Raw genomic sequence first — 21,400 nt, forward strand, 5'->3', positions numbered from 1 at the left:
GTTCCACAAAGCATTTTTTCAAATTACGAAAAGAAAATGTACTGGTAACAACCTTTAAAAACATTGAGGAAAATATAAATTGAAAACTTTGAGAAAGCTCTGTGGAAAAAACTCTGTGAATCTCAGTGTAATAATAAAAAACAATGAAATTAAAAGCCATAATAGTAGAAGACGAACAAATTAGTAGAGAAATTTTACGCAACTATTTAGGTAAATATTGCCCAAATGTTTCTTTATTGGGCGAAGCCGAAAATATTGATGAAGCGTATCAATTAATACAAAAACACGAATTAGATTTGGTGTTTTTAGATGTAGAAATGCCTTTTGGCAACGCGTTTGATTTGTTAGAAAAAGTAGAAAACAGAACTTTTGAAACGGTTTTTGTAACGGCTTACGATCATTATGCAATAGAGGCGTTAAACAACCATGCAAGTTATTATTTGTTAAAACCAATTTCTATTGATGAGTTGATTAAAGCTGTAAATATTGTATCAGAAATTAAAGAAAAAGAAAATGAATTACAGCATCAAATATTGGCACCAAAAACAAAATCTGCAGAAGGTAAAATAACCATTCCACAACAAGATGGTTTTGAAGTTTTAAATATTGATGACATTGTTTTTTGCAAAGCCGATGATAATTATACAGAAATTCATTTGGCAAATTCTAAAAAATTAGTGAGCAAAACGTTAAAATATTTTGAAGAAGCTTTAACAGAATACACGTTTGCAAGAATTCATAAATCGTATTTGGTAAATGTAAACGCAATTACCAAATACAAAAAAGGAAAAGGAGGAAGTGTAATTGTTTCTAATGGAAAAGAAATTTTGGTTTCTGCTTCGCAAAAAAGTAATTTATTATCTTATTTTAAATAAAAAAAGCCCTTCTTATTCTTCCCAAAAGAAAGTGTAAGTAGATTGAAAATTATTGGAATTAATTTGATTTTTTATCAAATTTCTATTCAGGTATTTTTTTAATTTTTACATTTACTGCTAAACTAAAAGACAAAAGAATATGCCTATCATAAAATCAGTAAGAGGAAATCATCCACAGATACCAGAAGATTGTTATATCGCAGAAAACGCTACTATTTTAGGTGAAGTTTCTTTAGGTTCAGATTGTTCTATATGGTTTAATGCTGTGATTAGAGGCGATGTGCATTTTATAAAAATTGGTAATAAAGTAAACATTCAAGATGGAGCTGTAATCCACGCAACTTATCAAAAATCGCCAACAACAATAGGGAATAATGTTTCTATTGGGCACAATGCAATTGTGCATGGTTGTACAATTCACGATAATGTTTTAGTAGGTATGGGGGCTATTATTATGGATGATTGTATTGTAGAATCGAATTCTATAATTGCAGCAGGTGCAGTAGTTACTAAAAATACAAAAGTAGAAAGTGGAAGTATTTATGCAGGTGTACCCGCTAAAAAAGTAAAAGACATTTCAGAAGAATTAATTTCTGGAGAAATTGATAGAATTGCCAACAATTATTTAAAATATTCGAGTTGGTTTAAAGAGTAGAATTTAACTCTGCTTTTAACGAAAGAAAATATCAAACAAAAAAAGAAACCTAAAAAATATTTTTTGGAAGATTTTTGTGCTGTTTTAAAAGCATAAAAAAAGCCCAATTTCCTCTAAAGGAAATTGAGCCAGATATAAACCAATCAACCAAATCAGTTGCTTTTAATCTCTTTTTTCTCTTGCCATTCTGCGTTCTTTCATATCTTTTTTGTTCCCCTTCATTTTTCTTTTCATCTTTCTGCCTTTATTCATTTTCTCAAACTTTTCAAATTGCTCATCATTTAAGATTTTTTTCATGTTGCTCTTAAATGCAATTTGAGCGTCTAAACGTTTGCTTTGCATTGCATACATTTCATCAGCAGTAGGCTTCTCATCATTTTTTCTAGCCTCTTTTCTTTTTTCCATGGCTGCTTTTCTTTCTTCTGCTTGTGCTTTAATCAAAGGTTTAATTTGATTTTGTTGCTTGTCAGATAAATCTAAAGCCAATGTCATTCTTTTAACAGCCAATTCTGTATGTTGTTCAACTGTCATTTTTGATCCTTTATTACCTCTTTTTTTCTGTGCTTGTGCAGTTAAAGTAAAAACGAATACTAAAACTACTATACCTATTATTTTTTTCATGATTTAAATTATTTTTGTTATGCTTCTTTGACATCAAAAAAATTAAAAGGTTTAAATTTGTTTCATTAATTAACAGCTGTTTAACAAATTATTGATATGAAAAAACTACTTATTTTTATTTATTTACTAACCTTTTTAACTCAAGCTCAAGAAAATGTTACTGTAGATTTAAGTAGCCCAAAATCAACAGTTTATACGCATATTTATTTTTTGCAGAACGATTCTTATCAACCTAAAAAAGCAGCAAAATCTATTTTAGGTTTGCCCGAAAAAGAAGCGATAGAAAAAGCCATAAAAATTAAAAAAGTTTTAGATGGTAAAGGTTTATTTATCGATTTTAATAGAGTTCCATCAGACCCAAATTACAAAGATTCGTTAGATTTTACCACTAAAGATAGGTATGTATTGTTTCCGCAAAGAATGCCAAATATTTATGTAGAAAAGGTAGAAAATAGTTGGTATTACTCATCAGAAACCATTGCGAGAATAGATGGTATTTACAAAGAAGTTTTTCCTTGGTATGTAGATAAATTTCAAGATTTTATTCCGAATTCTGGTTATAAAAAAGTGTTAGGAGTTGAGTTGTGGCAATTTGCAGCTGTAATTATTTTGTTTATTTTATCTTTTTTAATCTTTCTCATTTTCAGGAAAATTGCCTTTTTAATTTTACAGAAATTACAACATTATATTACAAAAAGTAATACCAATATTGGTATAAATCAAGTGTTAAAAAAGTTAGCACAACCCATTAGTTTATTGGTTGCTGTAAAATTTATTGATACTATTTTTCCTTCTTTACAGTTTTCTTTAACCATTAATAAATGGGTGTTTTTATCAATAAATATTGCAGAAACTGTTTTTTGGATTTATGTTTTCTTGAAATTGGTAAAAGTAATTATGAAAATCTATTCAGAATTTACCTCTAAAACAGACAATCGATTAGATGATCAATTAGTGCCAATTTTAAATAATTTACTAACAGGTGTTGTTTTAATCTTTGGTTTCTTTAAAGTTTTGCAATTATTTGGTGTAGATACAACAACCATTTTAGCAGGTGCTACCATTGGAGGTTTGGCTTTTGCATTAGCCTCTCAAGACACTGTTAAAAACTTTATTGGTACTGTTGCCATATTTTTAGACAAACCTTTTCATATAGACGATTGGATTTCTGCAGGCGAAGTTACAGGTACTGTAGAAGAAGTTGGTTTTAGATCTACAAGAGTTAGAGCTGCAGATACAACTGTGTATCAAATTCCGAATAGTAAATTGGCAGAAATGGTAATTAACAATAGTGGTTTACGTTTGTACAGACGTTACAACACCAATTTAGGATTGCGTTATGACACACCACCAGAATTAATAGAGGCTTTTGTAAACGGAGTTCGTATTATTATTAAAGAACATCCAGAAACAAAATCTGATTCTTATAATGTAGAGTTTACTGGTTTTGGAGATTCTGCTTTGTTGGTAATGATGAATGTTTATTTTAAAAGTTTGGCTTGGAGCACAGAACAATCATCAAAACACAGATTGCATATGGCTATTTTAAAATTAGCTGCAGAATTGGGAGTAGAATTTGCTTTTCCGTCTACAACTGTTTCTATTGAGCAATTTCCAGATAAAAGCAATTTATCACCAAAATACAATACAGATAAAGAAAAAATTAAAAAATCTTTAGATAAGGTTTTAGAAGATTTTAGAAACGATACTCCACCAGAAAATACGCCAGAAAGCTAGTGAAACGTTTTTTAAAATTTATTTTTCGATTTTTTTTACTGTTGATAGTAGCCTTTGTCGTTTTCTTTTTTTGGGCTTCTTCATCTACCTTAAACAAAAGTGAGTATGAAAAGTTAACAGAAAAAAAAGTAGATTATCAACCAAAAAATGATTCTATTTTTAGCATTGTTACTTATAATATTGGTTATTTAAGTGGAATGACCAATAACTTACCTGTTGCAAAACCAAAGAGTTTGTTTGATGAAAATATGCAACAAGTTTTATCAGAAACAAAAAAGATGAATCCAGATATTATTGCATTTCAAGAAATCGATTATAATGCTTCTCGTTCTTACAACATAAATCAGGAAGAAGAAATAGCAAACTTAGGTTATGGTTTTAGAGCAACAGCTGTTAATTGGGACAAACGTTATTTACCTTTTCCTTATTGGCCTATTTCTATGCATTTTGGTAAAGTAGTTTCTGGGCAATCTATTATTAGTAAATATTTGTTAAAAGATCAACAGAGATTTGTTTTGCAAAGAGTTGCAGATGCACCTTTTCATAGAAATGCTTTTTATTTAGATCGTTTGGCGCAAATCGTAAAAGTTACTTTAAATAAACAAGAGGTTGTTTTAATAAATGTGCATTTAGAGGCTTTTGATAAAAATACCAGAGTTAAACAATTTGATGAGGTTTTAGCATTATTCAATCAATATAAAAAGGATTATCCAACAATTTTATTGGGTGATTTTAATTCTAAAGCTAGAGATAAATATGCTATTATTCAAAAAATGTTTGCTTTAGAAGATATTGGAAATGCAGCTTTTGATGCATCAGATATTAAGAATACTTTTGATTCTAAAGCGCCTGCTAAAAGAATTGATTATATTTTTTATACCAAAAACTCAATCGAATATATTTCTGGAAGAGTCTTAAATGAGTTTGAACAAGCTTCAGATCATTTACCTGTTTATATGCAATTTAAACTTAAATAATCGAATTAAATTTATAAAAAAAAGCATCAAAATTAATTGATGCTTTTTTTATTAATATTAACTAAAAATACGTATTTATATTAAAACTCGCCAACCATAAGGATCTTCAGTTTTATTAGTTTGTATGTCTGTAATTAACTTCTTTAATTTTGCAGCATAAGTATCTTCTAATTCTGGTAAATCATAATCACTATCTTGATAACCAAAACCAGAAATTGGCGATATTACAGCAGCAGTTCCTGCTCCAAACATTTCTTTTAAACTACCATTTTTAGCAGCTTCTACAACTTCACCTACAGAAATTTTTCTAATTTCAGTATCAATGCCATTATCTTCTGCAATTTGTAAAATACTTTTACGTGTAATTCCGTCAAGAATTCTATCACTTGTTGGGCTAGTAATTAAAGTATCGTTAATTCTTACAAAAATATTCATGGCTCCAGCTTCTTCAATAAATTGGTGCGAGTTATCATCTGTCCAAATTACTTGATTGTAACCTTTCTCTATAGCCAGTTGTGTTGGGTAAAATTGCGCAGCATAATTACCACCAGCTTTAGCATAACCAACACCACCATTTGCAGCACGTGCATATTTTTCTTCGATTAAAACTTTTACTTTACCAGCAAAATAAGGACCAGAAGGAGCAGAACAAATAATAAACTTATAAGCGTCTGCAGGTGATGCATGAAAACCATTACCAGAAGCAAACATAAAAGGTCTTATGTATAAAGAACTTCCGTCGTTTGTAGGTATCCAATCACGATCAACTTCAAGTAAGGCCTTTAAACCATCCATAAAAATATCTTCAGGAATTTCTGGTATAACCAAACGTTCAGCAGATTTGTTTAGTCTTTTACAATTGTCTAAAGGTCTAAAAAGCATCACATTGTCATCAGCATCTTTATAAGCTTTCATCCCTTCAAAAATAGATTGCCCATAATGAAAAATCTTAGCAGAAGGGTCTAATGTAATAGGTGCAAAAGGTACAATTTTAGGCTCTTGCCATTTGCCATTTACAAAATCGCAAGTTAACATATGGTCAGAATATACACTTCCGAAAGGTAAATTATCAAAATCTACAGAAGCTATCTTCGAATTTTTAACACGTTGAATTTCTATATTTGATGTCATTTTTTGTTGATTATGTAACAGCAAATGTACGTAATTTATTTATTCAAAACTCATAAGTAAATTCACATTTCTCATTAAATTTAGTACTTTTGTTAGGAATCTATTAAAAAAATATAAGATGAAAAATTTGATAAAATTCTGTGCCGTATTTCTTTTAGTATTTACCGCTTGTAAAACTTCTAAAGAAGAAAAAGCAACTGTAAATGAAGAAAAGGTAGCTATGAATTTCGATTCTTTTGGCGATAAAATTTCGGCAGATAAAGCATTATCATCAGAAGAAATGTTGGCAAAATTCAACACTTTAAATGTTGGTGACACTATAAATGTAAAATTTGCATCTAAAATTAATGAAGTTTGTTCTAAAAAAGGATGTTGGATGAAATTACCAGTTGGCGAAACTGAAACAATGGTTCGTTTTAAAGATTATGGTTTTTTTATGCCTTTAGATGCTAAAGACAGAGAAGTTATTGTAGAAGGTAAAGCATTTTTAAAAGAAACTTCTGTAGATGAGTTAAAACATTATGCAGAAGATGCAGGAAAAACAGAAGAAGAAATTGCTAAAATTACAGCACCAAAAAAAGAATTTTCTTTTGAAGCTAATGGTGTTTTAATGAAAAAATAATGAAAAAATTACTTTGTATGTTGTTGTTTATAAGTATTTTATCTTGTGTCGATAAAAAAGAAAACAAAGTAATTATACAAGAAAATAAAGCATATCAGCAGTCAGAAATGGCTGCTTTAATGCTTAGTATGTACCAAGTAAATTTAGAAAACAAAAAACTGATTTTAGAAGGGAAATCTCCTGAAAAATATCATCAAGAATTTTCTAAAATTCACACTGCAAAACTTACAGATTCTACAGATAGAAATACCGTTTTTAAAGGTTTTTCTGACTTTTATTTAAACAATTATAAAATGCTTTTTGAAACACCAAAAGACTCTTTAAAATTTAGTCATAATAAAACCATTAACAGTTGTATTGCTTGCCATAAAACTACCTGTATAGGGCCTATACCTAAAATTAAAAAACTATTGATTCAATAATTTGAAAAGAGAAATTATAACAACTTCTGATGGTTCTACGTCCATACATTTACCAGATTGGAATGAGCAATACCACTCCAAACACGGAGCTATACAAGAAGCGTATCACGTTTTTATAAAAGCAGGTTTTGAGAAGTTTTATAATGATTTTCTTGTAGAAGTTGATAAAAACAAGTTTGATGAAATATCTATTTTAGAAATTGGTTTTGGCACTGGTTTAAATGCATTTATTACTTTTTTAGAAGCCCAAAAGAAAAACTTAAAAGTAGATTATATTGGTGTAGAAGCTTATCCTGTTTTAGATGATGAAATTCTTAAACTAAATTATGTTTCTGAATTAAAAGCGCTAAAAAATAAATCAGAATTTGAACAAATGCATCAAATTTCTTGGGATGTAGAACATCAAATTTCGGAGCTTTTTAAACTCACTAAAAGAAAACAGTTTTTCGAAAATATAAATGATGAAAATCGATTCGATATCATTTATTTTGATGCTTTTGGAGCTACAAATCAACCAGAATTATGGACGGAATCTATTTTTAAAAAAATGTATCACGCTTTAAAAATAGAAGGTGTTTTAACTACCTACTCTGCAAAGGGCAGTGTAAGAAGAGCCATGCAAAGTGTTGGTTTTTATGTAGAAAGATTAGAAGGGCCTCCAGGAAAAAGAGAAATGTTAAGAGCAATCAAAAAGAAATTAGATTAATTTTTGTATTATTTTTTTGATGAAAATAACATCCTCTTAAGATTGGCAAAACTATCAATAACATTTACTAGCTTTACATCTAAATTAAAAACAACAATTAAAGCAATGGAATTCAAAAGAAAATTTGGAAGAAAAAAAGAATCGAAACCTGCAAAAGGGCTTTTTTTAGTTATATTATTGGCATTGGCTTTGTTTTTATGGTATAATGCAGAATCGCTTTTAAAATCTTTATTTTAACTATTTGGCGCTAGAAAAAATTATTTTAGGAATAGACCCTGGAACAACAATAATGGGTTTTGGAATTATAAAAGTTGTGGGTAAAAAAATGGAATTTATTCAAATGAATGAATTAATTCTAAAAAAATACGACGACCATTACCTAAAATTAAAACTCATTTTCGAAAGAACAATAGAACTTATAGATACCTATCATCCAGATGAAATTGCCATAGAAGCCCCATTTTTTGGTAAAAATGTACAATCTATGTTAAAATTGGGCAGAGCACAAGGAGTTGCAATGGCTGCTGGTTTATCTAGAGAAATTCCTATAACAGAATATTTGCCAAAAAAAATTAAAATGGCAATTACAGGTAATGGAAGTGCAAGTAAAGAACAAGTGGCTTTAATGTTAAAATCGCTTTTAAACTTAAAATCATTACCAAAAAATTTGGATGCTACAGATGGTTTGGCTGCTGCAGTTTGTCATTATTATAACTCAGGAAAAGTTGTTGGTGGTAAAAATTATTCGGGTTGGGCTTCATTTGTTAAACAAAACCCTTCTAAAATTAAATAAATGAAAATTAGATTAATTTTCTTTATTTTAATTCTTGTTTTTGGTTCTTCTTTATTATTAAAAACTCAGTTGAAAAAAATGGATATTTTAAATTCTGGAAAAGAAATCAGAATCGAAAAAGATAATTTTTCAACACCAATTAATTGCGAGTATTTAAGTAAGAATAATTCAAAATTTTTAAAGTTTAACTACAAAAATAAATCACATTCTTTAAGAATTAAATCAAAAGATTGTATGAAAATTAAAAAACAAAATTTTCTTTTGTTAATGACCAATAAAAAACAAAATGTTTTCATTTATGATATTAATTCATTAAAAATAGAGTTGATTTCATCTTTTTTGATTTTTCTACTTGTAATAATTTGTGCATTTAAGTTTTTAATTCATAATTATAATCAATGAAGATTAAAAATTTATACACAGATAGGAGTTCCTCTCCTTTGGAGAGGTTAGGAGAGGCTTCAGGAATCTACATACACATCCCATTTTGCAAACAAGCTTGTTATTATTGCGATTTCCATTTTTCTAAATCATTAAAAAAGAAAGAGGAGTTAATTGCTTGTTTAATTAAAGAGATTGAAATTAGAAAAGAAGAGCTGAATCAATCAAAAATAGAAACCATTTATTTTGGTGGCGGAACTCCGAGTTTATTATCAACTAAAGAAATAGAAAAGTTGGTAAATGCTGTTTATCAAAATCATACTGTTGTAGAACATCCAGAAATTACGCTCGAAGCAAATCCTGATGATTTATCCGAAGAAAAAATAATTGAGCTTTCTAAATCACCCATAAACAGATTGAGTATTGGTGTGCAATCTTTTTTTGAACACGATTTAAAATTGATGAATAGAGCACACAATGCATCAGAAGCCAAAAAGTGTTTAAGGCTAGCAACCAAATATTTTAAAAATATTTCTGTGGATTTAATTTACGGAATTCCAGATTGTACTAATGAGCAATGGATTGCAAATATTGCAACTGCTTTAAGTTTCGGAATTCCTCATATTTCGAGTTATGCTTTAACAGTTGAGCCAAAAACTGCGTTGGCAAATTTTATACAAAAAGGAATTATTAAAAATGTTGATGACGAAAAAGCCCAAGAGCAATTTCATATTTTAATTGATGAATTAGAAAAAGCCAATTTTGTACATTATGAAACTTCTAATTTTGGTAAAGAAGGTTTTTTTAGTAAAAACAATTCTGCATATTGGTTGGGCAAACCGTATTTAGGTATTGGTCCTTCTGCCCATTCTTTTAGCGGAAATCAACGAAGTTGGAATGTTAGAAATAACGCAAAATATATAAAAGCAATTCAGCAAAATCAGCTGCCTATAGAAAGAGAAACCTTATCGAAAACAGACAGGTATAATGAGTATATTATGACAGGTTTACGAACTATTTGGGGAGTTTCTATCAATAAAATTAGTAAAGATTTTGGAGCTCATTTTGCAGCATATTTAGAAAATCAATCTAAAAAATACATTAACGAAGAATTATTGTATATTGAAAACCAAATTTTAAAAACCACAAAAAAAGGTAAATTTTTATCAGATGGAATTGCTTCAGATTTATTTATGCTGCATTAAAAAAAGCATTTGTAAATTAGCATTTTAAAATAAGGTATCAATTTGTTTTTAGCAGTTCTAGAAATCAAAAGAAAGTAATTAATTATAATAAAAAATACTGAAATCAGTTCAGCATAAATGAAAGCAACAGTAGAATACAACTCAAGAAAAATAATAGTAGATATTTCTAATCCTATAGACATTTCAATTCCTATTGATTCGTCTAAAAAAAATGTAAATGCTTGGTATACAGATGGACCAAAAATTTCTGCAGAAACCCAAGAAGGATATGAAATAAGTGTTGCAAATGGAGCTGTGGTTAACTTTAACAGTATACATTTTAATCCACATTCGCACATAACACATACAGAATGTGTGGGGCATATTACCAAAGAAGTACATTCTGTAAATAAGAATTTAAAGTATTTTATTTTTTTAGCAGAAGTGGTTACTATTGCTCCTTTGTTTCATAATGGCGATTTTTTAATTGGCGTAAAACAATTAAAAACTGCTTTAAAAAACAAAAAAAGAGATGCTATTGTTATTCGTACATTACCCAATTTAGAGGATAAAAAAAGTATGGAATATTCGAATACAAATCCTACGTATTTATCAGAAAAAGCGGCCATTTATTTAAGAGAAAAAGGGATTAAACATTTGCTTATAGATTTACCTTCTGTAGATAAAGAAAAAGATGATGGTAAACTTTTATCGCACAATGCTTTTTGGAATACAGCAGGAGAAATTAGAATGGATGCCACCATTACAGAGTTTATTTATGTGCCAAATTCTGTAGAAGATGGTGAGTATTTATTAAACTTAATGATTGCACCTTTTGAGAATGATGCTACACCAAGTAAACCAGTTTTGTATGAAATTATAAAGTAATTTTTTGCTTTTGTAAAAGGTTTTTTGTTGATGAAAGCACTTCTTAAAAATACCAAACTTTTGCTTGTGTTTATAACTTCGCTATGTATTTATTTATATATGGAGTTTTCAGAAAATATAAAAAACCTACTCAATTTATTAGTAACAAGTAACAATTCCTATGCCTTTGGATATTATCTATTGATTCAAATTGCCAAATGTGCTGCCTTTCTATTTAGCCTAATTTCATTAATTTTTCTGATAAAACTAATCGTTGTTAAAAAGAAAAATTAAAACCATTTTTTACGTTTAAAATACCAAACAGCAATGGCAGTTACCAAAACCATAATACCTAACAAAATAAAATAACCATTCTTGTATTTTAATTCAGGGATATTTTCAAAATTCATTCCGTATATACCTGCCAAAAAAGTAAGCGGAATAAAGATTACAGAAAAGATTGTTAAGGTTTTCATCACCTCATTTAATCTATGACCTTGTATACTAAATATCAGGTTTATCTTACTTTCTAATTCTTGCAATTCAAAATCTATATTCGCAGTTAAATTATTGGTTTGTTCTTTTAATTCGCTAAAATATTTGATATCAAAATGATCAATTTCTATTTTTTCGAGTTTAATAATAGTATCTCTTAAACTTAAGGTTGCTTTTTTAAAATTGAACAATTCTTGCTTTCTTTTTTCTACTGCAGCAGTAAATTCTGGAGTTGGTTTTATCTGAGTAGAGTTTAATTTATCTGCACTTAAAGCTGCATTTTTTTGATACGTTTCCTGATAATTATCTACAATCGATTCTAAAATTAAAAACAATAAATAATCTGTTTTCTTTTTTCTAACAATGCCTTTATTGGCTTCTAAACGCTCACGAATCCAATCAAAATAATCGCCTTCTTTTTCTTGAATACTCCACAAATAACTAGAAGAAACTACAAAAAGCATTTGTTCAGATTCTAAAGTTTCGCTTTTGGTAATTAAAACACGAGTAGACACAAACACCAAATCGTCTAACAAAATAACTTTATTAGAATGCTCATCATCCATAAATAATTTTATCAAAAAATCGTCTAATTTATTGTGGTTTACAATAGTTTTAAAAATTTCTGAATACTTGTTTCCATAAGTATTTACCCATTCTGTAGAAGGTGTTTTGTTCGATAAAATAATATCAGAAATCGCATTGTAAGTATTCTTTTGATAATGATTTACAGAATAACTAATTAGCGATGTCTGTTTTAAAAAATCCTTCTCCATTTTAAAATTAATTGTAGATTTGGTTTTATAAAGATACTTTTTTAAAACCAACAACTAAAATGCACATAGAACAATTACGAGATTTTTGTATGGCTAAAAAAGGCGTAACTGAACATTTTCCTTTTGATAATGTTACGCTTGTTTTTAAGGTGATGAACAAAATGTTTGCTTTGGTGGGCTTAAATCATTGGGAAAAAGGCGAGCAGAAAATCAACCTAAAATGTAACCCTGAAAAGGCTTTAGAATTGCGTGCTGAATATGAAGGTATTTACCCAGGTTTTCATATGAACAAAAAACATTGGAACACCGTAAAAATTAACACTGCTGATGTTTCTGATGAATTAGTTTTTGAGTTGATACATCATTCTTACGATTTGGTTGTGCAAGGTTTAACAAAAAAAGTAAAAGCTGAATTAGCCAATTTGTAAAATGAAAAAAGCCGAACTCAGAAAAATATACAAGCAAAAAAGGCAAAATTTATCTTCGGATGAAATTCATCAGCTTCAAGAAAGTATCTACAATCAAATTTATGATTTGGATATTTCGAACATTAAAACCATTCATATTTTTCTTTCGCTAGAAAAGTTTAAAGAGATTGATACAAAACCAATTATTGATTATTTTAGAGATAAAAAAATAAAAATTGTAGTTTCTAAAAGCGATTTTACAAACAATACCTTAACTCATTTTTACTTAGAAAAAGACACAGAAATAGAAGTAAATACATACGGAATTCCTGAACCCAAAAATGCAGAACCAGTTTTAGAAACAGCAATAGATTTGGTTTTTGTACCTCTTTTAATTTCTGATGAATTGGGCTACAGAGTTGGATATGGTAAAGGTTTTTACGATCGATTTTTATCGAATTGTAGAAAAGACGTAAAAAAAATAGGTTTAAATTTCTTTAAACCTATTTCGAATATTTCTGATGTTAATGCTTTTGATGTTGCTTTAGATGAGGTTATTTATCCAAAGAAAGAAATAAATAAGCAACAATTCCATTTTTACTCATGACAACTACAAGTTGGAGTTGTAAAACTATTGGTTTTTGTGTTAAAAGGAACTCCTTGATTATAGCCATCCATTTCAAAATAAAATTGGGTTCTTTTCTTATCGTAATTACCAATTTCATTCATTGTATCAACATCATACAAACGCCCATTTACCATTGTGTAAATTACAGAATTCGAGTTTTTAATATCCTCTAAAGGATTTTTATCAAGTATAATTAAATCTGCCAATTTTCCTTTTTCTAAAGAACCAATTTCATCAGCAACACCAATATAATTTGCACCATTTATTGTGGCAGCTTTTAAGGCTTCTAGATTGCTTAAACCACCTTGTTGTAGCATCCATAATTCCCAATGCGCACCTAAACCTTGTAATTGGCCATGTGCGCCTAAATTTACTTTTACACCTTCTTTAGCCAAAGCTGTAACTGTTTCAGAAGTTAAAACATGTCCGTTTTTATATTCTTCTTCAGGTATCATAGTTCTGTGTCTAGAACGAGTATCTACCACATATCTTGGTGTGTATTTCAGTAAGGTTTTGTTCTCCCAAACATTTGTTTTTTGATACCATTCATATTCACCATTCATACCTCCATAATTTACAATTAAAGTTGGTGTGTAACCAGTTTTACTGTTTTTCCAAAGTGATATTACATCTTTATACACAGGATTTACAGGAATGTTATGTTCAATTCCTGTATGCCCATCAAAAATCATAGACATGTTAGAGAAAAAATTAGAACCACCTTCAGGCACCACATTTACACCCAATTCTCTAGCTGCTTGCATAATTTGCTGGCGCTGTTCTCTTCTGGGTTGATTGTAACTTTTAATCGATTTTGCACCAAAAGCTTTGGTTCTTGCAATGGCAAAACGTGCATCGTCTAAATTATTTACAACAGCTTTAAAATCGCCTTCTGCTCCATATAAAATAAAACCTGTTGAAAACATTCTTGGGCCAACTAGTTGTCCACTTTTTTGTAATTCTTCTAAGGTAAAAGCGGCTGCTGTATGCACAGAAGGATCATGAGAAGTAGTCACTCCGAAAGCCAAATTCGCATAAAATTGCCAGTGTTTTTGAGTGCTTAAACCGTTTCTAAAAGCGCCAACATGTGCATGCACATCTACAATACCAGGCATAATTGTTTTGCCTAACATTTTATACACTTTTGCATCAGCAGGAATATCAATATCATTGGTTTTACCAATCTTTTCAATTTTATTTTTATAGATGATAATTGTTCCGTCTTCAATAACCTCATTACCATTCATTGTAATAATTCTGGCATTTTTAAAGGCAATTCTACCTTCTGGAACATCAGATTTTGCTGTTAAGTTTATTTTGATGCTTGTTGCTTCATCTGCCACTAAATTGGTTTTTGCAAAAGGATTTGTTGTATTGTTTACAATTGATTTTGATGCATAATCATCACCTAAAGTCCAGAATACTTTAGAATCGTTTTTTGCCCAATGTAAATTAATACCAGCGTTTTTAGATAGGCTTTCTACATGAAAAGATTTGGTATTGTTATCTAGATTGATTTCACTTCCGTTTTTTACAAAAGGAGCTACATATAGTTTATGTAAATGAATAAAAGCAATAAATTTATTATCGTTACTTGGTACTAACCTATTGGCTAGTTTTGATGAAAAATGACTTCTTTCTTCTTTACCATTTAAATTGACACTTTTTAGTTTTTTGGTTAATCCTCCAAAAAAAGAACCACCAGTTTGAAAGAAAATACGTTTATCATCCGCAGAAAAAATTGGGAATTCTCCATTTTTAGAAACTCTTTTAGCATCAGTACCATCAGCATTGGCAATATAAATTCCTGTTTTCTTGGTGTAATCATAACCTTGATCTCCATTTCCAGATTCTTTTCTGTATACAATTTTAGAATCATCACTATTAAAAGCAGGAGTTCTGTAAATTCCTTTTTCTTTGGTGATTTTAGTTAAGTTGGTTCCGTCTAAATTTACACTATAAATTGCACCTAATTCTTCATCATTCCAAGTTACAAATACTACTGATTTACCATCAGCAGAAAAATGAGGTTCTGCTTCAAAATCGGTTAAAGTTGTAATTCTTTTCGGAACACCATTAGGTAACTTTTTCTTATAAATATGGCCTAATGCTGTAAAAACAATAGTAGAATCGTTAGGAGAAGTTTGCACATCTTTAATCATTTTTGATGTAAAATTTTCTTCAAAAACCTTTCTTTTTACACTGTGAGTTTTGGCCAGTTTAATTTCTTCATTAACCTCAAAAGGAATATTTTGAATCTGTTTTGTTTCAATATTTATTCTGTTAATTTTACCTTGCGCCCAAATAATTATGTCTTTACTATCTGGCATCCAAGCAAAATGAGGATATACACCAAATACAGCCCAAGCTTCACTTTGGTCTTTGCTCAAATTCTCATAAATAGGCCATTCTTTACCTGTTTCTAATTCGTGAATGTATAAAACTGACTTTGTTCTTACACGTTTTACAAAAGCTAATAATTTGCCATCTTTAGAAATTACAGGTCTTGCTGCTCCTCCAGGACCACCTGTAATTTGCTCAATTTCTCCAGTTTCAAAATTGTAACGTTTTATTACATAAATCTGTTGATTAGGATCTTTATTGTATTGAAAACTTCCTCCAGGATACATGTCTTCTGCATAATACAAATATTTTCCATCAGGAGATATTGATGGATCATTTACGTCTTGTTGATCGTTTTTTCTTTTGGTTAATTGCAAACCTGCTGCTCCAGAAAGTGGATATTGCCACATTTCTCCTGCACCTACAGAACGTTGAGAAGTGTAGTGTTTTCTGGCCACTAAAGATTTTCCATCTGGTGTCCAAACTGCATTGTTTAGTAGTCTATATTTTTCTTTGGTAATTGATTTTGCATCATTACCATTTGCTTTCATCACCCAAATATTATTACCACCTTCAGCATCACTTGTAAACGAAATGTATTTTCCATTTGGGCTAAATCTTGGTTGCACTTCGTATGCCAAACCAGAACGCAAAATAGTAGTTGTACCACCAGAAATTGGCATTTTGTAAATATCACCTAACAAATCGAAAACTATGGTTTTTCCATCTGGCGAAACATCTAAATTCATCCAAGTACCCTCTGTAGTATTCAATTGAAAAGAGTTGTATCTCCACGTTTCATGAGGATTGTTTACATCCCATTTTTTAGGTTTTTCTTGCGAATTGATTTGTATCGAAAACGCTAAGCAAAGCAGAAGTAATATATTTTTAGTCATCATTGATCTTAGTTAAAAATTGTACTTGATAAATGTAAGACTATTATTTTAGATTTTTTGAAACGGATTTCACAGATTTTCACGGATAAATGATTTATTGTGAATAAAAATCTGTGTAAATCTGTGAAATCCGTGTCTTGTTTTTTACAAAGAAGAAAGTTTAAATAATAAATTAGGATTTGGGCAAATCATTTTCCAATAGTCAAGTTCACTTTCTAAAACCACACCAGGAAAATCATTTTTATACTCTAATAATGAGAGTATTACTTGAAAGTGTAAATGAGGCACCCATTCTCCATTTTCTGAGTAATTTCCTAAATCACCTATTTTATCACCAACTTTTAAGATGTTGCCAATGCTATGTTTTAAGGTGCTTTCTTTAGATAAATGTCCATATAAAGTATAAAATTCAACTTGGTTTATTTGATGTTTTAAAATGATAAAACCACCATAGCCTTTTAAATCTTTTTGATGAATAGCACAAACAATTTTGCCTTCTAAAATGGAATGAACTGCCGTTTTTTCTGGCAACCAAAAATCGACACCCAAATGAATATTTCTTTTTTCTGATGAATTTTCGGCCTCATAAATATCAGAAGTATACAAAGCACGTTTTTCTAAATAACCACCAGCAATAATTTTATTTGGATGTTGATTCTGGATTTCTAATAATTTAGCTTCAAAAAAAGTAGGATTATTGAACTCAGCTTCCGTTTTTACAGTGGAGTTAGAAATGCTTAAATCTATATGACAAAGTTCTTCCTTTTGAACAGTTGGAAATAATTCTTTTATAGAAAATTGTTGGGTTTTGACCCAATTCATAAAATTTTGATACTGTAGTTTTTCATCCATATTCAAAAATAATACTTTGGTCTAAATCTACAATACAGTTTTTTTACAAGCAATCTGCATATTTTTTTTATCCAAATACAAATCCTTTTTTATTATTTGTAGTTTTGTGTAAAAGCAAAAAAATGATAGTACAAGGAAACATTGTCGATATTCAGAATAAAACCATTTTTAAAGGAGAAGTTGAGGTAAAGAATGATAAGATTGTCGCCATTCGTAAAGCAAATCATACTAACGAAAATTATATTTTACCCGGTTTTATAGATGCACATATTCATATAGAAAGCTCAATGTTAGTACCTTCAGAATTTGCTAAAATTGCAGTTGTACATGGTACAGTTGCTACTGTTTCAGATCCGCATGAAATTGCCAATGTTTTGGGTGTAAAAGGTGTGGATTTTATGATTGAAAACGGAAAAAAAGTGCCGTTAAAATTTAATTTTGGAGCACCAAGTTGTGTGCCAGCCACTTCTTTTGAAAGTGCAGGAGCTGTTATTGATGCAGACGACATCAAAAAAATGATGGAAAACCCAGACATTAAATATTTGGCAGAAATGATGAATTATCCTGGTGTTTTGTTCGATGATGCAGAAGTGCTAGCCAAAATAAATCACGCAAAAAATAACAACAAACCTATTGATGGCCATGCACCAGGTTTACGAGGTGATGATGCTACAAAATATATTGCTGCAGGAATTTCTACAGATCATGAATGTTTTTCTTTTGATGAAGCCAAAGAGAAACTAGAAAAAGGAATGAAAGTAATTATTAGAGAAGGTTCTGCTGCCAAAAATTTTGAAGCCTTGATTGATTTGTTAGCAGATAATTACGAAAATATGATGTTTTGCTCAGATGATAAACATCCAGATGATTTGTTGTTGGGGCACATCAACCAATTGTGTAAAAGAGCAGTTGCTAAAGGAATTGATGTTTTTAAAGTGTTACAAGCAGCTTGTATAAACCCTGTAAAACATTATAATTTAGATGTTGGTGTATTACAAAAAGATGATTTTGCTGATTTCATTGTGGTAGATAATTTAACCAATTTTAATGTTTTAGAAACCTACATTAATGGAGAGTTGGTGGCAAAAAATGGAAACTCATTTGTAAAAGATGTTGACTTCGAAATTTTAAACAATTTTAATACGGATAAAAAGAAAGTAGAAGATTTTAAATTCGAATCTTCATCAACAAAAATTAGAGTGATTGAAGCTTTAGATGGCGAATTAGTTACAAATCAAAAAGAGGCAGCATCTTTAATTGAAGATGGAAATTTAGTTTCGAACACTAAAACTGATGTTTTAAAAATGACGGTTGTTAATCGTTATAAAAATGCTGAACCATCAATTGCATTTATCAAAAATTTTGGATTAAAAGAAGGTGCTATTGCAAGTTCTGTTGGGCACGATTCTCATAACATTATAGCCATAGGTGTTTCTGATGAAATGATTTGCAAAGCTGTAAATTTAATCATCGAAAATAGAGGTGGAGTTTGTGCTGTAACGTCATCCAAAGAAAAAATTGTTTCATTACCAGTTGCTGGAATTATGTCTGATAAACCTGCAAATGAAATTGGAAAATCTTATGCAGAATTAGATAAAATGGCCAAAGAAATGGGTAGTAAATTAAGAGCACCTTATATGAGTTTATCGTTTATGGCGTTGTTGGTAATACCTGCTTTAAAGCTTTCTGATAAAGGTTTGTTTGATGGAGCTAGTTTTCAGTTTACATCATTAGAAATCGATTAAAACTTAAATTTTATTTATTTTTTTTACCAAATTTTCTGATAAATTCAGCAACCATTTTACTTGTTCAAAAACCAATTGAGTTTCATGCAAAGCAACTTTCATTTCATTAGAAATCGGAATTCCTTTTTTTATTTCTTTATCTCTAGTAGAGGATAAATTTTTGAAGTGATTTTCGTAGTTTTTTCTAGCCATTTTTAATCCTTTTGTATCTAAAGAATTGTTAGATTCTATATCGTTTGTACTGTCTATAACTCGATCTAAATTGGTAAGAATATTGGTAACATAAATCTCAAATTGTTCTGGTGCAATGCCAGTTTCATTACTTCTAATATACATTCCTAAAGAAGTAAGCGAAGATAAAAAAGTGTTGCTTATAGAAACCAATTCGTAAATTAGGGCACTGTTTTCTTGTTTCGATTTTGGTTCTTGCACCAATCTTTGATAAGCAGCATTTAAATTACCAACCTTTAAAAATGCTTCTTTTCTAGCCAATCTGTAAGCCAAAGATATTTCTCCTTTTTTATGATAATAGGTGTTAATTTCTTTTAAAAAAGTAGAAAAACTTTTGGTAGATTCTTTTAAAAAATCTTTTATACTCTTAGCCTCCCAAGCTGGCCAAAACAAATAATTACCCGCAAATGCTAAAAAGGCACCAATTAAAGTATCGTAAACTCTAAATTGAATAACCTCTAAAATATTAGGATAAATTAAAGCATACATATTAATTACATATAGGGTAATAAATGCAGCACCATTTCTGTAATTCTGTTTTACCAAAGAGAAACCTATAATTAAAGAAATTAGAGCAATAGAGGCATAAATAATTGTATTTTGAGTAATTAAAACAATGGTAACCCCAACAAAAGCACCAATAATTGTACCTAAAACCCGGTTTTTAGTTCGTTGTTTGGTTAAACTATAACTAGGTCTCATAATAACAATTATGGTTAACAAAATCCAATAAGATTGTTGTAACTCTATAAAATTACCAATTAAATACCCAATTAATGTGGTTAGTGTTAAACGTAAAGAATGCCTAAATATGGGTGATTTTATACTAAAGTTAGCTTTTAACTTTTTAAAATCATAATCTTGAGGAGTGATAAATTTTTCAGGATTTTTAATTCCTCTAATTTTATTGTTTTTAGCGTAATTACTTAAAACCCTAACAATATCTACCAAGTTTTGGATTTGTTTTTCTTGATAAGTTTTATAATTCAATAATAAAATTACATCTTCTCTAGATTCTGGTAACCCTACCTGAAGTTCAAAAAGTTCTATTTGATTTTCTATTTTTTTTAAGAGAATATCAAAATTTGTAGCAAAAGACAGTTTTTCTTCTTTTAAAATTACCTTAGAAATATGGAGTAATCTGTTCGAAATTTCAAAAATTAAAACCTTAAAATCGTCTATTTTTTCTGGGTGATTTTCAAATAACTCATCAAACTTATCGTAATTAATAGGATTAGAAATTGCCAATTCATAAATTTCTAAAAGTTTAGAAAAAATTAATTGCTGTCTTCTAATTCTATTGCTAAAACCTGCATTAGATCTTCTTTCTAAAATAACTTCTCTAAGGGTTTCATGCAGTTCGTTTATTTCTATTTGAAGTTTAAAACTAGTTTCTAAAAGTTGTGCTCTGTCTTCTTTTTCAATTAATAATTCGCCTCTAAGCTTTATAAATTTTGATGTTTTTTCTAACAAGTTAACAAAGAGAAAATCGGTTTGAACTTTTGGGAAAATTAATTGTGTAGCAATGGTTAAAAACAAGTACCAAAATCCACCTAAAACAATGTATAAAGCATGTTCTAAAATAGAGATTTCTGTACTATCGTAGGCAAATGCTAGAACCAAAGCTAATAAACCCGCCAACGAAATTAAAGAAGCCCTAAAGCCAAAAACAGAAATATATGAAACTGAAAACACAAAGATTAACAGCAAAACAATTAAAATTGCTGGTGAATCTATAAAAAAGCCAATGAATAAAGTAATGGTAAAAGCTAAAATAATAGAAGCTAAAATGCCATAAAATTTATGTTTTAAACTTCCACTGGTGTCTGCAGGTGCACTTAAAATAGCTCCTAAAGCTATGCTAAAACCAATATCCATGCTATTATAAAAATAGATGGATATTAAAACAGGAATAGCCATTGCCATGGCAACTAAAACTCCTTTTATAAATTGGATACTTTTAATGTACCTTATAAAAGCTTTAATCATACTTAAATTTATGCCGCAAATTTAAGAAGTATTTTTGCGAGAACTTCTCTACTAAAGTTATTAATAT

Annotated in this window: 21 protein-coding genes; 15 read left to right on the forward strand and 6 right to left on the reverse strand. The window is 29.4% G+C overall.

Annotated elements, in window-relative coordinates:
- Positions 1-143: 143 nt before the first annotated feature.
- The gene (locus ACWYN7_RS01345; protein WP_462858047.1) at positions 144-875 is read left to right on the forward strand and encodes a LytR/AlgR family response regulator transcription factor; all 732 of its coding nucleotides are present in this window, start codon (positions 144-146) and stop codon (positions 873-875) included.
- Positions 876-1,014: 139 nt separating this feature from the next.
- On the forward strand, positions 1,015-1,530 hold the full coding sequence (locus tag ACWYN7_RS01350) for a gamma carbonic anhydrase family protein (protein WP_462858048.1): 516 nt from the start codon (positions 1,015-1,017) through the stop codon (positions 1,528-1,530).
- Positions 1,531-1,692: 162 nt separating this feature from the next.
- Here ACWYN7_RS01350 and ACWYN7_RS01355 read toward each other — a convergent pair whose 3' ends face one another.
- A complete protein-coding gene (locus tag ACWYN7_RS01355; RefSeq protein WP_462858049.1) occupies positions 1,693-2,151 on the reverse strand; it encodes a Spy/CpxP family protein refolding chaperone in 459 nt (152 codons plus the stop codon).
- Positions 2,152-2,247: 96 nt separating this feature from the next.
- Here ACWYN7_RS01355 and ACWYN7_RS01360 point away from each other — a divergent pair, with 96 nt between their 5' ends.
- Together ACWYN7_RS01360 and ACWYN7_RS01365 are read left to right on the forward strand one after the other, a co-directional pair.
- A complete protein-coding gene (locus tag ACWYN7_RS01360; protein ID WP_462858050.1) occupies positions 2,248-3,888 on the forward strand; it encodes a mechanosensitive ion channel family protein in 1,641 nt (546 codons plus the stop codon).
- A 41-nt stretch (positions 3,889-3,929) separates the two neighbouring features.
- Positions 3,930-4,865 (forward strand): endonuclease/exonuclease/phosphatase family protein, encoded by a 936-nt coding sequence (locus ACWYN7_RS01365; RefSeq protein WP_462858051.1) that lies wholly within the window; start codon positions 3,930-3,932, stop codon positions 4,863-4,865.
- A 75-nt stretch (positions 4,866-4,940) separates the two neighbouring features.
- Here the strand turns inward: ACWYN7_RS01365 and ACWYN7_RS01370 are convergent, their stop codons facing one another.
- Positions 4,941-5,996: a branched-chain amino acid aminotransferase gene (locus ACWYN7_RS01370; protein WP_462858052.1), complete on the reverse strand. Its 1,056-nt coding sequence runs from the start codon at positions 5,994-5,996 to the stop codon at positions 4,941-4,943.
- A 118-nt stretch (positions 5,997-6,114) separates the two neighbouring features.
- Between ACWYN7_RS01370 and ACWYN7_RS01375 the strand changes: the two genes are divergently transcribed.
- The 8 genes from ACWYN7_RS01375 to ACWYN7_RS01410 all read left to right on the forward strand — a co-directional run bounded on the left by ACWYN7_RS01375 (position 6,115) and on the right by ACWYN7_RS01410 (position 10,992).
- The gene (locus tag ACWYN7_RS01375) at positions 6,115-6,618 is read left to right on the forward strand and encodes a DUF4920 domain-containing protein (RefSeq protein WP_462858053.1); all 504 of its coding nucleotides are present in this window, start codon (positions 6,115-6,117) and stop codon (positions 6,616-6,618) included.
- Positions 6,618-7,040, forward strand: a complete 423-nt coding sequence (locus ACWYN7_RS01380; RefSeq protein WP_462858054.1) for a hypothetical protein — start codon at positions 6,618-6,620, stop codon at positions 7,038-7,040. The genes ACWYN7_RS01375 and ACWYN7_RS01380 overlap by 1 nt, the downstream gene beginning before the upstream one ends.
- A gap of 1 nt (position 7,041) precedes the next feature.
- Positions 7,042-7,746, forward strand: coding sequence for a tRNA (5-methylaminomethyl-2-thiouridine)(34)-methyltransferase MnmC2 (gene mnmC2, locus ACWYN7_RS01385; RefSeq protein ID WP_462858055.1), 705 nt, complete (start codon positions 7,042-7,044; stop codon positions 7,744-7,746).
- A gap of 105 nt (positions 7,747-7,851) precedes the next feature.
- Positions 7,852-7,983, forward strand: coding sequence for a hypothetical protein (locus ACWYN7_RS01390; protein WP_462858056.1), 132 nt, complete (start codon positions 7,852-7,854; stop codon positions 7,981-7,983).
- A gap of 4 nt (positions 7,984-7,987) precedes the next feature.
- Positions 7,988-8,539, forward strand: coding sequence for a crossover junction endodeoxyribonuclease RuvC (gene ruvC, locus ACWYN7_RS01395; protein WP_462858057.1), 552 nt, complete (start codon positions 7,988-7,990; stop codon positions 8,537-8,539).
- A gap of 78 nt (positions 8,540-8,617) precedes the next feature.
- Complete coding sequence (locus tag ACWYN7_RS01400) at positions 8,618-8,941, forward strand: hypothetical protein (RefSeq protein ID WP_462858058.1); 324 nt, start codon at positions 8,618-8,620, stop codon at positions 8,939-8,941.
- Positions 8,938-10,125, forward strand: coding sequence for a radical SAM family heme chaperone HemW (gene hemW, locus ACWYN7_RS01405; RefSeq protein WP_462858059.1), 1,188 nt, complete (start codon positions 8,938-8,940; stop codon positions 10,123-10,125). The genes ACWYN7_RS01400 and hemW overlap by 4 nt, the downstream gene beginning before the upstream one ends.
- A 117-nt stretch (positions 10,126-10,242) precedes the next feature.
- The gene (locus ACWYN7_RS01410) at positions 10,243-10,992 is read left to right on the forward strand and encodes a cyclase family protein (RefSeq protein ID WP_459484536.1); all 750 of its coding nucleotides are present in this window, start codon (positions 10,243-10,245) and stop codon (positions 10,990-10,992) included.
- 269 nt (positions 10,993-11,261) lie between these two features.
- Here the strand turns inward: ACWYN7_RS01410 and ACWYN7_RS01415 are convergent, their stop codons facing one another.
- Positions 11,262-12,242, reverse strand: a complete 981-nt coding sequence (locus ACWYN7_RS01415) for a CorA family divalent cation transporter (RefSeq protein ID WP_462858060.1) — start codon at positions 12,240-12,242, stop codon at positions 11,262-11,264.
- Positions 12,243-12,301: 59 nt separating this feature from the next.
- On the opposite strand from ACWYN7_RS01415, the gene ACWYN7_RS01420 reads away from it, so the two are divergent.
- Both ACWYN7_RS01420 and ACWYN7_RS01425 read left to right on the forward strand, forming a co-directional pair.
- Positions 12,302-12,670 (forward strand): MmcQ/YjbR family DNA-binding protein, encoded by a 369-nt coding sequence (locus tag ACWYN7_RS01420; protein WP_462858061.1) that lies wholly within the window; start codon positions 12,302-12,304, stop codon positions 12,668-12,670.
- A 1-nt stretch (position 12,671) separates the two neighbouring features.
- On the forward strand, positions 12,672-13,256 hold the full coding sequence (locus ACWYN7_RS01425; RefSeq protein ID WP_462858062.1) for a 5-formyltetrahydrofolate cyclo-ligase: 585 nt from the start codon (positions 12,672-12,674) through the stop codon (positions 13,254-13,256).
- Here ACWYN7_RS01425 and ACWYN7_RS01430 read toward each other — a convergent pair.
- Both ACWYN7_RS01430 and ACWYN7_RS01435 read right to left on the reverse strand, forming a co-directional pair.
- The gene (locus tag ACWYN7_RS01430) at positions 13,247-16,516 is read right to left on the reverse strand and encodes an amidohydrolase family protein (protein ID WP_462858063.1); all 3,270 of its coding nucleotides are present in this window, start codon (positions 16,514-16,516) and stop codon (positions 13,247-13,249) included. The two genes, ACWYN7_RS01425 and ACWYN7_RS01430, sit on opposite strands and share 10 nt — an antisense overlap.
- 144 nt (positions 16,517-16,660) lie before the next feature.
- Positions 16,661-17,338 carry a peptidoglycan DD-metalloendopeptidase family protein gene (locus tag ACWYN7_RS01435; RefSeq protein ID WP_462858064.1) on the reverse strand — a complete coding sequence of 226 codons (678 nt, stop codon included), beginning with the start codon at positions 17,336-17,338 and terminating at the stop codon, positions 16,661-16,663.
- Between the two features lie 152 nt (positions 17,339-17,490).
- Between ACWYN7_RS01435 and ade the strand changes: the two genes are divergently transcribed.
- On the forward strand, positions 17,491-19,113 hold the full coding sequence (ade, locus tag ACWYN7_RS01440; RefSeq protein WP_462858065.1) for an adenine deaminase: 1,623 nt from the start codon (positions 17,491-17,493) through the stop codon (positions 19,111-19,113).
- A gap of 3 nt (positions 19,114-19,116) precedes the next feature.
- On the opposite strand, the gene ACWYN7_RS01445 is transcribed toward ade, so the two are convergent.
- Positions 19,117-21,333 (reverse strand): FUSC family protein, encoded by a 2,217-nt coding sequence (locus ACWYN7_RS01445; RefSeq protein ID WP_462858067.1) that lies wholly within the window; start codon positions 21,331-21,333, stop codon positions 19,117-19,119.
- Between the last annotated feature and the right edge of the window lie 67 nt (positions 21,334-21,400).

The sequence above is a fragment of the Polaribacter sp. M10 genome, from assembly GCF_054968445.1.

What these genes read in the sequence shown, in the direction of transcription:
- ACWYN7_RS01345 (WP_462858047.1), top strand. Translation starts at nt 144, where the DNA reads ATGAAATTAAAAGCCATAATAGTAGAAGACGAACAAATTAGTAGAGAA.
- ACWYN7_RS01350 (WP_462858048.1), top strand. Translation starts at nt 1,015, where the DNA reads ATGCCTATCATAAAATCAGTAAGAGGAAATCATCCACAGATACCAGAA.
- ACWYN7_RS01355 (WP_462858049.1), bottom strand. Translation starts at nt 2,151, where the DNA reads ATGAAAAAAATAATAGGTATAGTAGTTTTAGTATTCGTTTTTACTTTA.
- ACWYN7_RS01360 (WP_462858050.1), top strand. Translation starts at nt 2,248, where the DNA reads ATGAAAAAACTACTTATTTTTATTTATTTACTAACCTTTTTAACTCAA.
- ACWYN7_RS01370 (WP_462858052.1), bottom strand. Translation starts at nt 5,996, where the DNA reads ATGACATCAAATATAGAAATTCAACGTGTTAAAAATTCGAAGATAGCT.
- ACWYN7_RS01375 (WP_462858053.1), top strand. Translation starts at nt 6,115, where the DNA reads ATGAAAAATTTGATAAAATTCTGTGCCGTATTTCTTTTAGTATTTACC.
- ACWYN7_RS01380 (WP_462858054.1), top strand. Translation starts at nt 6,618, where the DNA reads ATGAAAAAATTACTTTGTATGTTGTTGTTTATAAGTATTTTATCTTGT.
- ACWYN7_RS01390 (WP_462858056.1), top strand. Translation starts at nt 7,852, where the DNA reads ATGGAATTCAAAAGAAAATTTGGAAGAAAAAAAGAATCGAAACCTGCA.
- ACWYN7_RS01400 (WP_462858058.1), top strand. Translation starts at nt 8,618, where the DNA reads ATGGATATTTTAAATTCTGGAAAAGAAATCAGAATCGAAAAAGATAAT.
- hemW (WP_462858059.1), top strand. Translation starts at nt 8,938, where the DNA reads ATGAAGATTAAAAATTTATACACAGATAGGAGTTCCTCTCCTTTGGAG.
- ACWYN7_RS01410 (WP_459484536.1), top strand. Translation starts at nt 10,243, where the DNA reads ATGAAAGCAACAGTAGAATACAACTCAAGAAAAATAATAGTAGATATT.
- ACWYN7_RS01415 (WP_462858060.1), bottom strand. Translation starts at nt 12,242, where the DNA reads ATGGAGAAGGATTTTTTAAAACAGACATCGCTAATTAGTTATTCTGTA.
- ACWYN7_RS01420 (WP_462858061.1), top strand. Translation starts at nt 12,302, where the DNA reads ATGCACATAGAACAATTACGAGATTTTTGTATGGCTAAAAAAGGCGTA.
- ACWYN7_RS01425 (WP_462858062.1), top strand. Translation starts at nt 12,672, where the DNA reads ATGAAAAAAGCCGAACTCAGAAAAATATACAAGCAAAAAAGGCAAAAT.
- ACWYN7_RS01430 (WP_462858063.1), bottom strand. Translation starts at nt 16,516, where the DNA reads ATGACTAAAAATATATTACTTCTGCTTTGCTTAGCGTTTTCGATACAA.
- ACWYN7_RS01435 (WP_462858064.1), bottom strand. Translation starts at nt 17,338, where the DNA reads ATGAATTGGGTCAAAACCCAACAATTTTCTATAAAAGAATTATTTCCA.
- ade (WP_462858065.1), top strand. Translation starts at nt 17,491, where the DNA reads ATGATAGTACAAGGAAACATTGTCGATATTCAGAATAAAACCATTTTT.
- ACWYN7_RS01445 (WP_462858067.1), bottom strand. Translation starts at nt 21,333, where the DNA reads ATGATTAAAGCTTTTATAAGGTACATTAAAAGTATCCAATTTATAAAA.